Here is a 17026-nt window from a genome sequence, read left to right as displayed (position 1 = left end):
ACGTTAATTGGCGATAGAGGTTATTTGTCTGCAAAAATACAGCTCAACCTTTTTGAAACCTGTAACATAACGCTCAACACACCAATGAGAACGAACCAAAAAGAATATAAGAGGCAACCCTATATATTTAGAAAAAAGAGAAAAAGAATAGAAACGTTGTTTTCACAATTATGTGACCAGTTTATGATAAGACGCAATTATGCAAAGTCCTTTAAGGGATTCAAAACAAGGATAATCTCAAAGATAACGGCACTTACAACTATTCAATATATCAACAAGTTTATCTTTGGCAGAAACATCAACAATATTAAAATCAGCATTATTTAAAATGCACAACGGGTAATGAATAATATGTTTTTCGCTCCTTTGAACTTTGCGGGTTCGACTGCGCCCACCCTGATAGACGTAAGTTTTAAAACAGTATGTTTTAAGGCAATTTATGTTCCTGGTTTAACTTAGCAAAGCGTATTCTAAAAACCTCTTCTTTTACGCAATATAAAAGGAAGCTTGAATGTATGATCTAGGCATATAATACGTTTAATATACCCTATATACACGCTATATACACGCTACAAATACGCTATAAACACGCTATAAACACGCTATAAAGATATTGTAATCATACTTTAAGTAAAGGGATACTCGGTTTCTGGAATTGCTATTAGCTTGTTATTGGATAATTGCGACGGATGATGAGTAATTCTAGAAATGATTATTTGCTAATCACGACTATGCAAGTAGTAGAAAATTCATTTTTTAAAAGGGAACAATATTTTTGAATTTACGGGGTCGGAAGATAATTACCTTCAATTTTTGAAGGAGGTCAAGGAATACGTTATTAATTTTAATGCCATATAATTTATCCGAAATTTATAATTACGATTATCATCTAATACAGGTCAACAATAGATATATTGCGCCAAGGTTATGAGTTTCTTATGGAGTTTCACAAATAAAACTACCAGCAACAGATGGCGGCCTTAAACAAAAAAGCCCAATGAATTCAAAACTCATCGGGCTCTTAATTTATGGTGTTTTCTAATTATGAAAACTATGTATCATTACACTTTTCTTCGTCGTCTTCCGCCAGTGCCGGCAGATTGAGGGCGCTCATTGGTTCTTCGGCTTTTGCCTTTGAACCTTGGTCTATCGCCTCCATCAGAAGAAGCTCCACGACGTTTTTTGAAATCGCCTTGACGTCCGCCTCTATCATCACCGCCGCCACTTCGGCTGCCTCTTCGCTTACCGCGATCTCTACCGCCACCGCCTTTGCTGCGACCTGTATCTTGACTTATTTCAACGTTAACCTGTCTGCCTTCTAATTTGAAGTCTTTAAAGATTCCCATTACCAATTCTTGATGTGCTGCGTCTGTGTTAAAGAAAGAAAAACTATCTTTTACATCAACTTTATAAACATCATCTTTTCCAAGTTGAAGCAAGTCACGAAGGAAATCCTTTAAACTCATCCAATCGAAATCGTCCTTCTCTCCAATGTTAAGGAAGTAGCGAACTGTATCTTTATCTTCCGATTCAGCATAACTGCGATCGCCAGAGATATTAAGATCTTTAGATTTTTTATAGTAATTGAAAAAACGTGTAAACTCAACTGAGAATACTTTTTTAATCAATTCTTCTTTTGTGAAATCAGCTAATACCTCATTGATTTTCGGCAGGTAGGCATCAATTTCATTATTTATTTTTGTGTCTTTAATCGTATTGGCCAAGTGAAACAATTGCACTTCACAAATCTCCATTCCTGAAGGGATTTCCTTTGCTACAAACTGTTTTTGGATAATCTTTTCAATAGTTCTGATCTTTCGAACTTCACTTTTTGAAACGATAACCATTGAAATACCTGTTTTTCCAGCACGTCCTGTTCGGCCGCTACGGTGGGTATAGATTTCAATTTCATCTGGCAATTGATAGTTTATCACGTGTGTAATATCATCCACATCAATACCACGAGCAGCAACATCGGTAGCTACAAGCATTTGTATTTGACGGTTTCGGAATGATTTCATCACTAAATCACGCTGACTCTGACTTAAATCTCCGTGCAACGCAGCTGCGTTATAGCCATCTTCAATAAGTTGCTCAGCTACTTTTTGGGTATCGCGTTTTGTTCGGCAAAAAATCACGGAGAAAATATCCGGATTTGCATCTGCCAAACGCTTTAGTGCGTTGTAACGATCTCTTGCGTTTACCAAATAGTACTCGTGTGTAACCTGATCGGAACCTTTGTTCTTGGATCCAACGGTAATTTCTACTGGAGCGTGCATAAACTTTTTTGCAATTGTCGAAACTTCTTTCGGCATGGTTGCGCTGAAAAGCCAAGTGCTTTTGTCTTTTGGTGAGTGTGAAAGAATTTCAACAATATCATCATAAAAGCCCATATTGAGCATTTCATCAGCCTCATCGAGAACACAATATTCAATTTTTGAAATATCGATTAATCCACGACCAATCATATCTTTCATTCGGCCAGGTGTTGCAACTATAACCTGGGCACCTCTTTTAATTTGACGCGCTTGGTCTGTAATGCTGGCGCCACCATAAATAGCGGTAACATTAAGGCCTGGCATATACTTGCCATAAGCGATCATTTCGTTTGTAATTTGAAGACAAAGTTCGCGTGTTGGCGAAAGGATAAGTCCTTGTGTTGTACGACTTTTTACGTCGATTTTTTGCAACATTGGGAAACCAAATGCTGCAGTTTTTCCAGTTCCAGTCTGAGCTAGGGCGACCATATCGGTTTCGCGATCTAGGAGAATTGGAATTGCTTTTTCTTGTACTTCCGAAGGGGTTTCAAAACCCATGTCGGTGATGGCTTTTAGAAGATTTTCTTCTAAGCCGAGTGCTTTAAATGCTGTCATTTTTTGTGAAATAAATTAATATATATCGTGCTAATGGGAAGCGACTGGACATATAATAAACGGACAGCTTCACTATAACACTCCTCACCCTGAGGACTTTTTCTAAAATCAAGAAAGAAATAACCTTCGATTTTAAGAGGGTGCAAAACTAACTTAAATTTTTTATTAAATTGTAAAAGTTGGCTTTTTTTTGTGATACTTTAAAAGACCCCAAAGGTTTTTGAAACCTTTGGGGTCTGAAACTGAAAGCTATTAAAGCCACTTATTTCGAGAGATAGTCTATTAGCTGTCGCATTGCTTTTCCACGGTGACCTATTTCGCTTTTTTGAGTTAGCGTCATCTCTGCAAATGTTTTATCAAACCCAGTTGGTTTAAATACAGGGTCGTAGCCAAATCCGGATTCTCCTCGCAAATTTTCGGTTATTTCTCCCTCACATATTCCTAGAAACATAATTTCGGAATGATTCATTGAAAGTGCGATTGCAGTTTTAAACCTCGCTGAGCGATCTTCTTTGCCTTGAAGGTTTTTTAGAAGTTTTTCAATATTAGCACTAGAATCATTAGACGCTCCTGCATAACGCGCACTATAAACCCCTGGTTCATTGTTAAGCGCCTTCACCTCCAATCCTGTGTCATCGGCAAAACAATCCAGCTTGTAATGTTCACGGACATAATTAGCCTTCAGAATAGCATTACCTTCAATTGTATCTGCTGTTTCGGCTATGTCTTCAGTACATCCAATATCGGTTAAACTAAACAATTCAATATATGAAGGAAGCATTGCTTTTACTTCTGCAAACTTATTTTTATTGTGGGTGGCGAATACGAGTTTCATTTTTTAGAGGTTGGAGATTGGAGGTTGGAGGTTAAAGGTTAGAGGTTGGAGGTTAGAGGTTGGATATTGCATCACTTACTAAATAAGCAATCGACTTTCCTATCTGATTTGGAGACAATCCTAAGGCTGGAGCGCCTTCGCATATATGAAGATAGCAAGCTTGACTATTTTTTGAAAAATGACTTACAAAAATTCTCGCTTCAGTTACAGAAAAGCCACTTGGAGTTAGGGCACTGCTTCCCATCATTTCGATGGTATCCATGTCGAGTTCAATTCCGAAGTTTTTATCAGCACAAAAACGTGCTGCTTCTGCCATAGCTTCTGAAAAAGTCAATTTTTGTTGAACCGAAATATCTTCAAATAGATTGAATTTTATGCGATCCGAGTTCTCATTTATTGTTTTGAAAACCGCTTCGGAAGTATAATTTCTATGAAGTCCGAAAATGAAATACTTATCTAAATAACCATCGTTAAAAGCATACGAAAACCCGTTGCCACTGTGGCGATGTTCTAAGCTTCTAAAATCTGTATGCGCATCGAAGTTAATACAGTTTATTTTATTATTTAAACCTTTTGAAGCACCTTTTATATTGCCATAACTATTGTTGTGACCGCCACCAATTAGTATCGGAAACTTTCCTGCCGATATAATTTGCTCAATTACATAAGCAACTTTCTTATCAATCTGGGATACCAATTCACCTAGCGCTTCTGGAGTAAAATTTTCAGAATTAATCAAAACCTCAGCCTGTTGCATTTGATCATCACAATTTATTTCGCCTAAAAGAATTAGGTTTTCGGCATTTGTAAGATAGTTAGATTGAATATTCAATAAACTTCCCAAGGCAGCTCCCCAAGCTTTTGACGTTCCCGCATTTCCATGATTTGCGCGAACACCAATATCCTCAGGAATTCCGACTAGTACATATTTTGACGCATGTTTCTTTAGGTCTTCTAAATTTTCAATAAACGATATTTTCTCTCCGAATTTAGTCTCCCCTGCCCTTCGCTTTACGATTGAAGCAATATCTTTTTCTGAGTAAATTTTTAAAGTGTTCATTGTACTTCAGAACCGTTAATAATTACAGAATCTATTAGATTACTTCCGAAGGCATACGGCAAATACCCATAGGAAGGGATTTCTTTAGTGATGATGAGATTCGCGGCTTTTCCTTTGGTAATACTACCGTGCGAATGGCTTAATCCCATAGCATAAGCGCCGTTGATGGTCGCTGCATTGATTGCTTCTTCTGGTGTTAATCGCATTTTTATACAAGCTGTTGCCACTACAAAATTCATATTTCCACTTGGCGTAGAGCCCGGGTTGTAGTCTGTAGCAAGCGCCAATGGAAGTCCGGCGTCTATCATTTTTCTTCCTGGCGTGTATGGAATACTCAAAAAGTAAGAACAAGATGGTAGCGCCACGGGCATTGTATCACTATTTTGAAGAGCATCTATATCTTCGTCGGTCATTACTTCTAAATGATCTACGCTCAGCGCATTGTATTTAACCGCCGAAGCAATTCCTCCAATACTATTAAACTGGTTTACGTGTACTTTTGGAATGAGGTTGTATTTTTTGCCTTCCTCTAAAACGCGCTCCATATCGGCTACAGAAAAATATCCTTTCTCACAAAATACATCCACATATTCCGCCAGTTTTTCTTCAGCCACTTTGGGCATCATTTCATTACAAAGCAAGTCTAGATATCCGTCCTTGTTGTCTTTATATTCTGTAGGAATTGCGTGTGCTCCCAGAAATGTTGTCTTTATATCGATTGGATATTCTTTTGCAAGTTTTTTAGCTACTCGGAGCATTTTCATTTCGGCATCCACCGTCAGACCGTACCCACTTTTAATTTCGATAGCGCCAGTGCCCAGTCGCATTATTTCTTCCAAACGGATTGCTGATTGGCGATAAAGCTCCTCTTCGGAGGTTTGTTGTAGTTTTTTTGCACTATTTACAATTCCACCTCCGTTATCTGCAATTTCCTGATAGCTCAATCCGTTTATTCTATCTACAAATTCCTGCTCTCGATTGCCAGCATATACAAGATGCGTGTGACTATCGCACCAAGTTGGCAGGACAATTTTACCAGTACAATCTATGGTTTTAAAGTCTTGAAATTCTTTCAATTTATCCATTGTGCCGTAATCCTCAATAACGCCTTGGCTTAGGTAAACCCAAGCATTTTTAAGTGTGGGAAGCTCTTTCATTTCGGCTCCGCTAAGCTTTTCGGGACAATTTTCACGGACTTGGAGTAATTCTTTAATATTCGTAAGAAGTAGTTTCAAAAGAGTGAGTTTTTAGAATGAATGTTATTAAAAGACGGTTTTAATAAGTCTAGTTTCAGAAGAAATACGGCAGTGTTGCCCGATTCTACTTATTTTGAATAAAAGTAAGCGTTATCCTACAATTGACAAAACCGCAGTCTGGGAAATGCTATCGCTTTTTAAAGAGGACTCTAATCAATTCTAAAAGATAGGATGGCAAAGTCGGCGTGATTTACCAAATCTTCAGATACGCTTCCTTCAAAAAAACGAGCCAATCCAGTACGACCGTGAGTTGTTACTGCTACTATATCGGCATCTACCTTTTTAGCGTATTTCAAAATTCCTTTTTCAGCAGATTTATCAGCAATAAAATGGACATCTTTCACCCTATCAAGATTGCCTTCGGCTTGTTCTAAAAAAGTTTCCACGGCCCATTCCATTTCATCGGTAGCTTTAAAACCTTCACCGGGAACATTTACATACAGCATTTGCACATCTGCCTTCATAGCGTCGAGCAGCGCAATAGATTTTGAAAATGACGGAATCGCTTCTTCAGAAAAATCTGTAGCAAAAACCACTTTTTTTACATTCCAATCAATGGGTTTGTTTTTAACGACTAATACGGGAACTTCAGAATTCCGAACCACTTTTTCGGTATTGGAACCAATAAAAAACTCAGTTAAACCACTAGACCCTTTTGAGCCCATTACCACAAGGTCGGCGTTGTTTTCTGCCACCACTTCTCCTAGCTCGCTAAACACTTTAAAATGACGGATTATCGGAGTTACAGAAATACCTTTTAGATATTCTTTGTTTAAAAATCCATCAAATTTTTTTTCAGCCAATTTGGTATAATACAAGGCTTTTTCAATGTGTTTACTCTGGGATTCTTCGCCGTATGCGTGTACTGTAGAGAGCTCAAGCATATGTAAAGCTATAATTTCGGCATTTTGTTCTTTAGCCAAAATTGCAGCAGTGTGCAAGGCATATTCAGAATGTTCCGAAAAATCGATGGGAACTATTATAGTTTTCATTGTAATCTGTTTTAAAAATTATGTTGAATTCAATTATTTGAAATTTGCTAAGTTTTAAATCAACCAATTCTCGAGGTATTTTTTAAAAGAATTAACTCGAAGTAAACCCACTTAATTTCCTTTCATAAAATTACGAATCTTTAAACCGAAACCGACATTTCAACCTAGTTATTATTATCAATAAAACAAATTTTAGAAAACTTTAGGAATTCAATCACTTTACCTTACTTATCATTACCGTCATAAACATTGAAAATTCAACATATCACAGGGAGAAATACCGAAAAAGTTTGATTATAATTTATACCTTTAAGCTCCTTAAAATTTATAAAAATGAACTCAAAAAACCTAGGTTTAAACACGATATGCACCCACGTAGGAGAAGTAGAAGACAAACAGTTTAAAGGTGCTATTTCGCCTTTATATATGTCTAGCAGTTATGCTTTTGAAGACGTTGAAGTAAAACGCTATCCTCGCTATTTCAACACCCCAAATCAACAAGCCTTATGCAAAAAAATTGCCATGCTCGAAAAAAGTGAGAACGCACTCATTTTTGGAAGCGGAATGGCAGCCGTAAGCACTACAATGCTGGCTTTGCTACACAAAGGTGACCACGTTGTTCTACCTCAAACACTATACGGAGGAACGTATAATTTTGTAGTTGAAGAGTTTCATAAATTTGGAATAGAATACTCCTTTGCCGAAGGATTTTCTGAAGCAGATTTCGCTGAAAAAATACAGTCAAATACCAAGGTTATTTTTGTTGAAACCCCTTCAAACCCGTTGATGCGAATTACCGATTTGGAAATGATTGCAAGGCTTGCTAAAAATCACGGACTTGTTTCGATGATAGACAATACCTTTGCCACTCCGATAAATCAGACGCCTGCTGACTACGGAATTGACATTATGATTCACAGTGCCACAAAATATATGGGCGGGCATAGTGATATATGTGCTGGCGCAGTTGCTGCGAGTGAAGAACACATTAAAACAATATGGAACCTTGCCAAAAACCTAGGTGGCAGCTTAAGTGATTACGCAGTTTGGCTATTGGAGCGAAGCATGAAAACAATGGCTATCCGCGTAAAAGCTCAAAATAAAAATGCAAAGAAAGTAGCCAAATGGCTCGAAAAACACGCATTAGTAAACAAGGTGTATTACCCAGGCCTTAAAACCCATCCTGAATATGCAATTGCCAAAAAACAGATGCGAGGCTATACTGGAATGCTTTCTTTTGAAATTAATGAATCGTATGACGTGCAAGGGTTTTTACGCTCTTTGCAAATGATAAAACCCTCTATGAGTCTGGCTGGTGTGGAGTCTACTATCCTATCACCTGCCAAAACCTCACACGGACTATTATCGCCAGAAGACAGAATAAAACAAAACATAAGCGATGGCCTATTGCGACTATCTGTTGGGATTGAAGATATAGAAGATATTAAAGCAGATTTAGAACAGGCTTTTAAAGCGATTTTAAAACTGAAGAAATAATAATTTTGATTTATAATTAGCCGTATCAGACTCAGTTGTAAGACCGCTAAAGGCTGAAAGACGTAAGACATACGACTTGCCACTTAACAACCCGATAAGTAGTTTGAAAAGATTAAGCATGCTTTGTTAATTATTAAAATCTATTATTACTCAACATAAAATATAATTTTTAATTGTTTTAATCGCTCACTACTAATTAATACTAAAAACATAACATCAATGAAGATTGACATACTCGCCATTGGCGCTCACCCAGACGATGTAGAACTTGGTTGTGGCGCCACATTGGCAAAAGAAATAAGCAACGGAAAAACAGTAGGCCTATTAGACCTTACACGTGGTGAGTTAGGCACTCGAGGCACTCCAGAAATACGTGAAAAAGAAGCTAAAAATGCTGCAGAAATCTTAGGCGCATCGTTTAGACATAATCTTGAGTTTTCAGACGGCTTTGTAGTAAACAATGCCGCTTCTAAACTAGAGATAATAAAAATTATTCGAAAGTATCAACCAGATATCGTGATTTGTAATGCCATCGACGACCGCCATATAGATCACGCTGCAGCGAGCAAATTAGCCAGCGACGCGTGCTTTTTAAGTGGTTTGCAGAAAATTGAAACTATTATGGAAGGCAATAATCAAAAAGCTTGGCGACCCAAACACGTGTATCATTACATTCAATGGAAAAATATTGAGCCCGACTTTGTGGTAGATGTAACTGATTTCTTAGATAAAAAGCTAGAAACTGTTTTTGCGTTTAAAAGCCAGTTTCATCAAGAAGGCACCAACGAACCCGAAACTCCAATCACCTCAACAAACTTCAGAGACAGTATAACGTATCGCGCACAGGACTTAGGAAGATTAATTGGTGTAGAATACGCTGAAGGATTTACTACCGAAAGATACGTAGGTGTAAAGTCTTTGTACGACCTAATTTAAAGCGTTTTGCATTATTCAAAACGCTTTTATAAAGCTGTTTTACTACTTACACATGAAAAAAGCCGACTCTGTTAAAACAAAGTCGGCTTTGGTATTTCTAAGAATTTGATATTATTCTAGTATTGCCATAAACTCTCCAACTGTTACCTCATATACAGTAGGGTCTTGTCCTGCTGGATCTACAGCAGTAAAATTAAAAGTTCCTTCGATAATTCCTGTTTGAAAATCGTAATTGGTAACTGTAAAAGTTCCCGATTGAGATACATAATCTATTGAAGTTCCCATGATTGGTGCATAAACTGCTACAATTTCATTTCCAGCGTCAATTTCTGGACCCATTTGGTGAGTACCTTCTGTTATAGTAGCTGGGAAACTAATTTCCATTTTTTGCTCACCTACCACGGTAGTCAAAGCTATTCGCGGATATTGGTTTACAACCGAGTTTGAAACATTAACAGCAGTTGCAATATAATCTGCGCCATTAATTTTCGCCTTAAACATATTGTTTGCGCCAGGAACACCTTCAAAGTAAACAGTAAAGCTACCTTGGTTTACTTCAACAACTGTTGGGTCTTCACCTAAAGGATCTTTACCAGTAAATTGGAATGATGCCGTTAATTTCCCTGCTACCAAATCAAGTTCGGTAATTGTTATTGTACCTGGGTTTGACGTAAGGTTCTCTCTACCTCCACTCGCTCTGTATAGTCCGATTAATTTGGTACCGTCAGAAATACTCTCCATATCAAACGTTCCTAGTCCAATATATCTTGGTATATCGATACGAATTTTATCAAAATTGGTTGAACGTGCTTCTATTTTTAACATTGGTACATTTCCAATTACCGGTTCTGAAACTGAAATAGAATCTGTTACAAAATCAACACCGTCTACTTTAGCAAAAAACTCATTTACTGGAGTTTCACCGTCTCCATCTCCATCGCCGTCACCATCGCCATCACCATCTCCGTCACCATCACCATCGCCTTGAACAAACGGAATTGTATTAAAAACACCATTAGTAATGTTTACAGTTTCCATTACAGGCAGTCCATCGCCATCCATAACCGGGTTTCCTTCATCATCTACTTTAATACGAATACCAACAAAGTTAAATGTTCCCGAAATTGTACTTGCTTCGGCATCTACTTCAGTAATAACCATTTCTCCAGATCCACCACCTTCACTTATAGTTGTATAAGGCATTGTATTAGGAAAACCATCAACATAAATTGCTAGGTTTTGTGATGATCCATCCCAATTTAAGCTAAAAGTTCCCATTCTAGCATTTGTTATGGAAAGTGAGATGCTTTCGCCGCTTGATTTAGTTCCTACAATCTGCAAATCGTTAGTGGCCGATAATGACGCAACTATATTAGTAGCAAGAAACTCTTGATCTGCGACAGAAGCTCTAAACTGTCCAGCCTCAATTGAAGTCGGGTCATCGCTTATCAGCGGTTCATCTTCACAAGAAAAAAATTGAAACGCTAAAAAAACTAATAGCAACCCTTTTAAAAAATGTGTATTCTTCATCAGTAAATAGTTTGTGAGGTAATAACCGCAAACTTAAACAAAAATTGTTTAATTGGTTTTATTCTTTGGCACTCTTAGTAGTAAAAAAACTCCCGATAAAAAGAAGATGACTAAGAATAATATGGAGTTTCGCATACTCCCAGTGATTTGATCTATAAATCCGTATAGCAACATTCCTATTACAATTCCTATTTTTTCGGCAACATCATAGAAGCTAAAATACGAAGTTGTATCCTTCGTTTCTGGCAAAAATTTTGAATACGTAGAACGGGAAAGCGACTGAATTCCACCCATCACCATTCCTACAACACCAGCTGTAATATAAAATTGAAGCGGGCTAGTTATGGAATAGGCAACAATACAAATAGCAACCCAAATAATATTAATTACAACCAAAACAGGGATGTTTCCAAATTTGCGTGAAGCTAATGATGTTAGTTCCGCACCTAACACAGCCACCAATTGAATAATTAAAATACTAGAAATTAATCCAATCGTTTTTTCATCATCTCCGCCCCAGCCTATTTCTTGTTCTCCAAAATAAGTAGCAACCAACAAAACAGTTTGCACCGCCATACTATACACGAAAAAGGCAATGAGATATCGTTTCAGTTGTAAGTTTTCTACAATCGAATCTTGCACACCTTTTAGTTCCCGGAATCCGTTTAAAAGTATTTTTGGAGTAACCTTTCCTTTGCTTTTATTTCCTTGCGGAAGAAAGTAGAATGAGTATTGACTAAAAACCATCCACCAAATTCCCACAGTAACAAAGGACCATCTCATGGCTGCCATACTCGCTTCATTGCCTTCACCCAACCCAAACCACTCGGGTTTCATTACCATTGCCAAGTTGAACAACAGCAACAACACACTGCCAATATATCCTAATGAAAACCCACGACCGCTAATTTTGTCTTGTTGTTCAGGATAGGCTACATCTGGCAAATACGAATTGTAAAAAACAAGACTTCCCCAATACCCAACCAATCCAAAAAAGTAGCACATTAGGCTAACGAGAATATTCTCGATATTAAAAAAATAGAGTCCAATACACGAGAATGCGCCTAGGTAACAGAAGAACTTCATAAAACTCTTCTTATTTCCTACATAGTCTGCTATTCCTGAAAGCAATGGCGAAATAAATGCAATTAGTAAAAAAGCGGCGGCTGTAGTATAGCTTATTAAAGGAGTGCTTCGAATTTGTCCGCCAAAGACCATTACAGTTTCGACATCGGCAGCCTTGAAAAGCGCTTGATAATAAATAGGGAAAATTGCAGACGCAATTACAAGCGTGTAAACAGAATTTGCCCAATCATAAAATGCCCATGCAAATAACAGCTTTTTACTTCCTTTGGCTAATTTAGGCATAATTGATTTTCAGAATTTGGAACGCTAAACTAATAAAAAATCCCGCTCATCGCGGGATTTCAAAAATTTAATGGTGTATTTCTGCTATAAAAATTACTTCCTGAAGGTGGTAACACCATACTTTCTAGCTTCAGCCCTTGCAGACGCTGCCCAAGAGTTTATATTGTTAATTCGAGTGCTACTGGCAGGGTGAGTGCTTAAAAACTCTGGTGGCGCACCTTGTTGTTGTGCTTGCATACGTTCCCAAAGTTGGGCGGCTACAATAGGATCATATCCTGCAATAGCCATTAACGTAAGCCCAATTTTATCGGCTTCGGTTTCGTGGCTTCTACTAAAAGGCAACATTACGCCCACATTTGTACCCAAACCATAAGCAGTATTGAACAAAGCTTGGTTTTCAGGATTTTCGGCAAGCGCTATGTTTCCAGCAACTGCACCTAATTGTTGCACTTGTGCAGCACTCATTCGCTGTTGTCCGTGATTTGCAAGTGCGTGAGCTACCTCGTGCCCCATAACTGCTGCTAAACCTGCTTCATTTTTTGTAACAGGCAGTATTCCTGTATAAATTACAATCTTTCCTCCTGGCATACACCAAGCGTTTACTTCAGGGCTATCAACCAAGTTGTATTCCCATCTATAATCAGCTAAATATCCTGCATATCCATTCGCTTTCAAATATTTTTCGGCCGCAGCGGCAATTTTATTTCCCACGTCATGTACCATACGTGCATCTGTGGTATTTTTCACCACCTTATGTTCAGACAAAAACTGATCGTACTGCTGAAACGCCATCGGTAAAATCTGTGAGTTTGGAACCAAAGCCAATGTTTTTTCGCCCGTAAAAGGGTTTGTTGCACAACCAATTGCAAATAAAGCAACGGCAAGCAATGATATAGTTAGTTTGAATTTCATATTTTTTTGGTTTTATAACGAAGCAAAATTAACTATATAATTTAAGGCACTGTATTAAAGTTTTTCTAAAAAAGCTGATGCAAAGAAAGATAGTAAAACAGTATTGTCCGAGGAAAGAAACAAGACCGCTGCGCTACAAGAACCAAGAGCCAAGACTAGAAACGCAACCCATTGTGAATGAACACTTAAGTATTTTAAATCAGATTGCATTTTAATATTTTGGTTTTGTTTATAAATAAGATAAAAAGGAAGGTCATCATTAAGCTAAATAGCCTAAAATCTTTGTTGGTCTGACTTTAATAGGAATATCTAAATTTTAATCAGACAACAGTGATAGTAAAACAAAACTTTAGTCTTTTTTTAATAGTGAAGTCGAAGCGAACCACTTAAATTTATCGATTATCAAAAACTTGGAACGACTTTTGTAAATTTGAATTCATAACCCTTAAACATCAGCAATTATGAAAAATATTATTCTCTTTTTAGCCCTATCCACGACTATCATTTTTACATCTTGTACTGGCGACACAGGGCCTCCAGGACCTGCAGGCGGTTTGGTTTATGCAAATGTTTTTGAAACCACCGTAAGTGTTTACGATTACGATGCAGAATTTAATCAATTATATTCTGGATTTTACGCATTTCCGTTTACTGTTTACGAAAGTGATGTTGTATTGGCCTACAGATATTCGGGACAGACAAGTTTAGGAAATGGAGAAACAGCCGATATCTGGACCCAGTTGCCGCAAAGCGTTTTTTACAACGATGGTACAGGCGACTTTTTCCAATATAACTTCAATCACACCTTTGTAGATGTACAATTTACAATTGAAGGAAACTTTCCGTTAACAAATATTGCTCCTGGCGATTCTAGAAATCAAATATTTAGAATTGCGGTTGTTCCAGCTGAATTTGCAAAAACGAATCCTTCTATGGAAGACATCTTAGAAGTAATGAAAACTACTGATGCCGAAATAAATATAATTGAAAACCTATAATGAAATATTTAAGTATCATAGCAATCTTAAGCGCATTACTTTTTAGCTGTAATTCACCAGCTCAGAAAAGCAAACCCACAGAAAACCCACGTTACGAAGTTGTTAAAACTGAAAAGCAATGGCAGGAAGAATTATCTCCGATGGCTTATCACGTATTGCGAAAAAACGGAACCGAACGCGCCTTTAGCAGTGAGCTAAACAACAATTACCAACCAGGAACCTATTACTGTGCTGGATGCGGCACTGCGGTTTTTGAGAGCAAACACAAATTTGATAGTGGTACAGGCTGGCCAAGTTTTGACCGCGCAATTGAGGGCAAGGTATCCTATTCTGAAGAAAAACAAATGGGTTACACCATTTTGGAAGAACATTGCGCAACTTGTGGTGGGCATTTAGGTCACGTTTTTAATGACGGCCCAAAAGAAACAACTGGCAAAAGACATTGTATTAATGGCGTTGCCTTAAAATTTATCCCAGAAAATGAATAACCCAAATAAATACCCCATAAACAAATCGGAAGCTGAATGGCGAGAAGCATTGGGCGAAAAACGATATCATATTCTCCGCGAAAAAGGAACTGAATTCCCTAGAACCGGCGAATACAACTTACATTTTGAAAACGGTGTTTATACGTGTGGCGCGTGCAACACAGCTTTATTTAAAAGCGACCAGAAGTTTGAAAGCAACTGTGGCTGGCCTTCTTTTGATGATGCTATTGAAGGTTCTATCGAATATGTAAAAGACACCAGTCACGGTATGATTCGCATCGAGACACTTTGCGCCAACTGTGGTAGTCATTTGGGACATATCTTTAACGATGGCCCTACAGAAACCGGACAGCGCTACTGCATAAACTCCCTTTCATTAGATTTTAAGAAGGATTAAAAAAGCAATTGTACATCCGTTTTTTGTCAGTAGATAAAAAAGTAAGCGAATATCTTCAACCCGAATGATTGCAAACTGGCGCAGCAAATCAGCAGGAACAAAAATTTAAGAATGCAATAAATATCCTGCAGATTACGCGGTTGAACGTAGAATAAGCAGTACTATTTGCTTTTAGAGACTTAATACACAAATTACCATAATGTCACAATTCGTAGCTTTATGAGGTTTTGCGGATAAGCAATAGAGTTATTATTTAATTAAACATCAAAACCCCAATAACATCAAAAGTTACTTGGGGTTTGCTATTTTTTGCTAATTGAATAGCCCATTTCGATTTCATTTTAGTTTTCGTTTTCAATTCGGATTTCATTTTGATTTTGGAATTTGAATTTTTTCCTTTTGAATTTCGTAAATTCGTGCCTTCAAAAGAAATACACATAAAATCAAGAAATGAGCAAATACGACGTAATAGTTTTAGGAAGCGGCCCAGGTGGATATGTTGCCGCCATTAGAGCCTCCCAATTGGGATTAAAAACCGCCATTGTTGAAAAAGAAAACCTTGGAGGAGTTTGTCTAAACTGGGGATGTATCCCTACCAAAGCACTTTTAAAAAGCGCCCAAGTTTTTGACTACCTCAAACACGCCGATAGTTACGGACTTACCGTAAAAGAATTTGACAAAGACTTCGGAAAAGTTGTAGACAGAAGCCGTGGTGTTGCAGAAGGAATGAGCAAAGGTGTTCAGTTCTTGATGAAGAAAAATAAAATTGACGTAATTGAAGGCCTTGGAAAATTAAAACCTGGGAAGAAAGTTGACGTTGAAGGAAAAGAATACACTGCAGACCATATTATTATTGCTACGGGAGCACGTTCACGCGAACTGCCAAACCTGAAGCAAGATGGTAAAAAAGTTATTGGGTATCGCGAAGCGATGACGCTTAAAAAGCAGCCTGAAAGTATGATTGTTGTAGGAAGTGGCGCCATTGGTTCTGAATTTGCACACTTCTTCAATTCTATGGGAACTAAGGTTACTATCGTAGAATTTTTACCAAACCTTGTGCCGCTTGAAGACGAAGACGTTTCAAAGCAATTTGAACGTTCTTTTAAAAAGGCAGGGATTAAGGTAATGACTAATTCTTCTGTTGAAAAATTAGACACTTCTGGAAAGCTTGTAAAGGCAACTGTAAAAACTAAAAAAGGAGAAGAAACCCTTGAAGCTGAAATTGTTCTTTCTGCTGTTGGAATTGCTTCAAACCTTGAAAATATTGGTCTAGAAGAAGTTGGTATTGTAACCGACAAAGGCAAAATTCAAGTAAACGATTTTTATCAAACTAACATTCCTGGCTATTATGCAATTGGCGATGTTGTTCCGGGTCCTGCCTTAGCTCACGTTGCTTCTGCTGAAGGAATTACCTGTGTTGAAAAAATCGCAGGGCTTAATGTAGAGCCTATCGATTACGGAAACATTCCTGGATGTACGTATGCAAGCCCAGAAATTGCAAGTGTTGGGATGACAGAAAAGCAAGCTAAAGAAGCAGGTTACGAACTTAAAGTGGGTAAATTCCCATTCTCTGCTAGCGGAAAAGCAAGTGCTTCTGGTGAAAAAGACGGTTTTGTAAAAGTTATTTTCGACGCGAAATACGGTGAATGGTTAGGCTGCCATATGATTGGTGCCGGCGTTACCGATATGATTGCTGAAGCTGTTTTAGGAAGAAAACTAGAAACCACAGGACACGAAGTATTAAAAACAATCCATCCACACCCTACAATGAGCGAAGCTGTTATGGAAGCAGTTGCTGATGCGTATGGAGAGGTTATTCATTTGTAGATGCTAGATGCTAGATGCTAGATGCTAGATGCTAGATGCTAGATGCTAGATGCTAGA

At 37.8% G+C, this 17026-nt stretch carries 15 protein-coding genes; 7 read left to right on the top strand and 8 right to left on the bottom strand.

Annotated elements, in window-relative coordinates; genetic code table 11:
- The coding region (locus tag BLW28_RS13975; protein WP_143036896.1) for a transposase at window positions 1-327 on the top strand (327 nt) is incomplete at its 5' end.
- A gap of 734 nt (window positions 328-1061) precedes the next feature.
- On the opposite strand, the gene BLW28_RS13970 is transcribed toward BLW28_RS13975, so the two are convergent.
- The 5 genes from BLW28_RS13970 to BLW28_RS13950 form a co-directional block, all read right to left on the bottom strand.
- Entirely contained in the window at window positions 1062-2873 is a 1812-nt protein-coding gene (locus BLW28_RS13970; protein WP_073221479.1) for a DEAD/DEAH box helicase, read from the bottom strand.
- A 262-nt stretch (window positions 2874-3135) separates the two neighbouring features.
- A complete protein-coding gene (locus BLW28_RS13965; RefSeq protein WP_073221476.1) occupies window positions 3136-3708 on the bottom strand; it encodes a non-canonical purine NTP diphosphatase in 573 nt (190 codons plus the stop codon).
- Window positions 3709-3760: 52 nt separating this feature from the next.
- A complete protein-coding gene (locus BLW28_RS13960; RefSeq protein WP_073221473.1) occupies window positions 3761-4768 on the bottom strand; it encodes a formimidoylglutamase in 1008 nt (335 codons plus the stop codon).
- Window positions 4765-6003, bottom strand: coding sequence for an imidazolonepropionase (hutI, locus tag BLW28_RS13955; RefSeq protein ID WP_073221470.1), 1239 nt, complete (start codon window positions 6001-6003; stop codon window positions 4765-4767). The genes BLW28_RS13960 and hutI overlap by 4 nt, the downstream gene beginning before the upstream one ends.
- A 170-nt stretch (window positions 6004-6173) precedes the next feature.
- A complete protein-coding gene (locus tag BLW28_RS13950; protein WP_073221467.1) occupies window positions 6174-7016 on the bottom strand; it encodes a universal stress protein in 843 nt (280 codons plus the stop codon).
- A 333-nt stretch (window positions 7017-7349) separates the two neighbouring features.
- Here BLW28_RS13950 and BLW28_RS13945 point away from each other — a divergent pair, with 333 nt between their 5' ends.
- Together BLW28_RS13945 and bshB1 are read left to right on the top strand one after the other, a co-directional pair.
- Window positions 7350-8513 carry a trans-sulfuration enzyme family protein gene (locus BLW28_RS13945; RefSeq protein WP_073221464.1) on the top strand — a complete coding sequence of 388 codons (1164 nt, stop codon included), beginning with the start codon at window positions 7350-7352 and terminating at the stop codon, window positions 8511-8513.
- A gap of 219 nt (window positions 8514-8732) precedes the next feature.
- A complete protein-coding gene (gene bshB1 / locus BLW28_RS13940; protein WP_073221462.1) occupies window positions 8733-9449 on the top strand; it encodes a bacillithiol biosynthesis deacetylase BshB1 in 717 nt (238 codons plus the stop codon).
- Between the two features lie 111 nt (window positions 9450-9560).
- Here bshB1 and BLW28_RS13935 read toward each other — a convergent pair whose 3' ends face one another.
- The 3 genes from BLW28_RS13935 to BLW28_RS13925 all read right to left on the bottom strand — a co-directional run bounded on the left by BLW28_RS13935 (window position 9561) and on the right by BLW28_RS13925 (window position 13259).
- Window positions 9561-10979, bottom strand: coding sequence for a DUF6252 domain-containing protein (locus tag BLW28_RS13935; RefSeq protein WP_073221459.1), 1419 nt, complete (start codon window positions 10977-10979; stop codon window positions 9561-9563).
- Between the two features lie 48 nt (window positions 10980-11027).
- A complete protein-coding gene (locus BLW28_RS13930; protein ID WP_073221456.1) occupies window positions 11028-12347 on the bottom strand; it encodes an MFS transporter in 1320 nt (439 codons plus the stop codon).
- A gap of 93 nt (window positions 12348-12440) precedes the next feature.
- Window positions 12441-13259, bottom strand: coding sequence for a M48 family metallopeptidase (locus BLW28_RS13925; RefSeq protein WP_073221453.1), 819 nt, complete (start codon window positions 13257-13259; stop codon window positions 12441-12443).
- A 461-nt stretch (window positions 13260-13720) separates the two neighbouring features.
- On the opposite strand from BLW28_RS13925, the gene BLW28_RS13920 reads away from it, so the two are divergent.
- The 4 genes from BLW28_RS13920 to lpdA all read left to right on the top strand — a co-directional run bounded on the left by BLW28_RS13920 (window position 13721) and on the right by lpdA (window position 16969).
- On the top strand, window positions 13721-14257 hold the full coding sequence (locus tag BLW28_RS13920; RefSeq protein WP_073221451.1) for a hypothetical protein: 537 nt from the start codon (window positions 13721-13723) through the stop codon (window positions 14255-14257).
- The gene (msrB, locus tag BLW28_RS13915) at window positions 14257-14745 is read left to right on the top strand and encodes a peptide-methionine (R)-S-oxide reductase MsrB (RefSeq protein WP_073221448.1); all 489 of its coding nucleotides are present in this window, start codon (window positions 14257-14259) and stop codon (window positions 14743-14745) included. Before BLW28_RS13920 ends, msrB (BLW28_RS13915) begins: the two co-directional genes overlap by 1 nt.
- The gene (gene msrB / locus BLW28_RS13910; protein ID WP_073221446.1) at window positions 14738-15142 is read left to right on the top strand and encodes a peptide-methionine (R)-S-oxide reductase MsrB; all 405 of its coding nucleotides are present in this window, start codon (window positions 14738-14740) and stop codon (window positions 15140-15142) included. The genes msrB (BLW28_RS13915) and msrB (BLW28_RS13910) overlap by 8 nt, the downstream gene beginning before the upstream one ends.
- Window positions 15143-15592: 450 nt before the next feature.
- Window positions 15593-16969, top strand: coding sequence for a dihydrolipoyl dehydrogenase (lpdA, locus tag BLW28_RS13900; protein WP_073221439.1), 1377 nt, complete (start codon window positions 15593-15595; stop codon window positions 16967-16969).
- Window positions 16970-17026 lie beyond the last annotated feature (57 nt).

Origin of the sequence: Aequorivita viscosa, from assembly GCF_900106795.1 — a bacterium.
In the GTDB taxonomy this organism is placed as follows: Bacteria; Bacteroidota; Bacteroidia; order Flavobacteriales; family Flavobacteriaceae; genus Aequorivita; species Aequorivita viscosa.
Note: the sequence above shows the minus strand (reverse complement) of the source record. Positions and strands in the feature narration are given on the sequence as shown.

What these genes read in the sequence shown, in the direction of transcription:
- lpdA (WP_073221439.1), top strand. Translation starts at nt 15,593, where the DNA reads ATGAGCAAATACGACGTAATAGTTTTAGGAAGCGGCCCAGGTGGATAT.
- msrB (WP_073221448.1), top strand. Translation starts at nt 14,257, where the DNA reads ATGAAATATTTAAGTATCATAGCAATCTTAAGCGCATTACTTTTTAGC.
- BLW28_RS13930 (WP_073221456.1), bottom strand. Translation starts at nt 12,347, where the DNA reads ATGCCTAAATTAGCCAAAGGAAGTAAAAAGCTGTTATTTGCATGGGCA.
- BLW28_RS13965 (WP_073221476.1), bottom strand. Translation starts at nt 3,708, where the DNA reads ATGAAACTCGTATTCGCCACCCACAATAAAAATAAGTTTGCAGAAGTA.
- BLW28_RS13945 (WP_073221464.1), top strand. Translation starts at nt 7,350, where the DNA reads ATGAACTCAAAAAACCTAGGTTTAAACACGATATGCACCCACGTAGGA.
- msrB (WP_073221446.1), top strand. Translation starts at nt 14,738, where the DNA reads ATGAATAACCCAAATAAATACCCCATAAACAAATCGGAAGCTGAATGG.
- BLW28_RS13925 (WP_073221453.1), bottom strand. Translation starts at nt 13,259, where the DNA reads ATGAAATTCAAACTAACTATATCATTGCTTGCCGTTGCTTTATTTGCA.
- bshB1 (WP_073221462.1), top strand. Translation starts at nt 8,733, where the DNA reads ATGAAGATTGACATACTCGCCATTGGCGCTCACCCAGACGATGTAGAA.
- BLW28_RS13920 (WP_073221451.1), top strand. Translation starts at nt 13,721, where the DNA reads ATGAAAAATATTATTCTCTTTTTAGCCCTATCCACGACTATCATTTTT.
- BLW28_RS13960 (WP_073221473.1), bottom strand. Translation starts at nt 4,768, where the DNA reads ATGAACACTTTAAAAATTTACTCAGAAAAAGATATTGCTTCAATCGTA.
- BLW28_RS13970 (WP_073221479.1), bottom strand. Translation starts at nt 2,873, where the DNA reads ATGACAGCATTTAAAGCACTCGGCTTAGAAGAAAATCTTCTAAAAGCC.
- BLW28_RS13950 (WP_073221467.1), bottom strand. Translation starts at nt 7,016, where the DNA reads ATGAAAACTATAATAGTTCCCATCGATTTTTCGGAACATTCTGAATAT.
- BLW28_RS13935 (WP_073221459.1), bottom strand. Translation starts at nt 10,979, where the DNA reads ATGAAGAATACACATTTTTTAAAAGGGTTGCTATTAGTTTTTTTAGCG.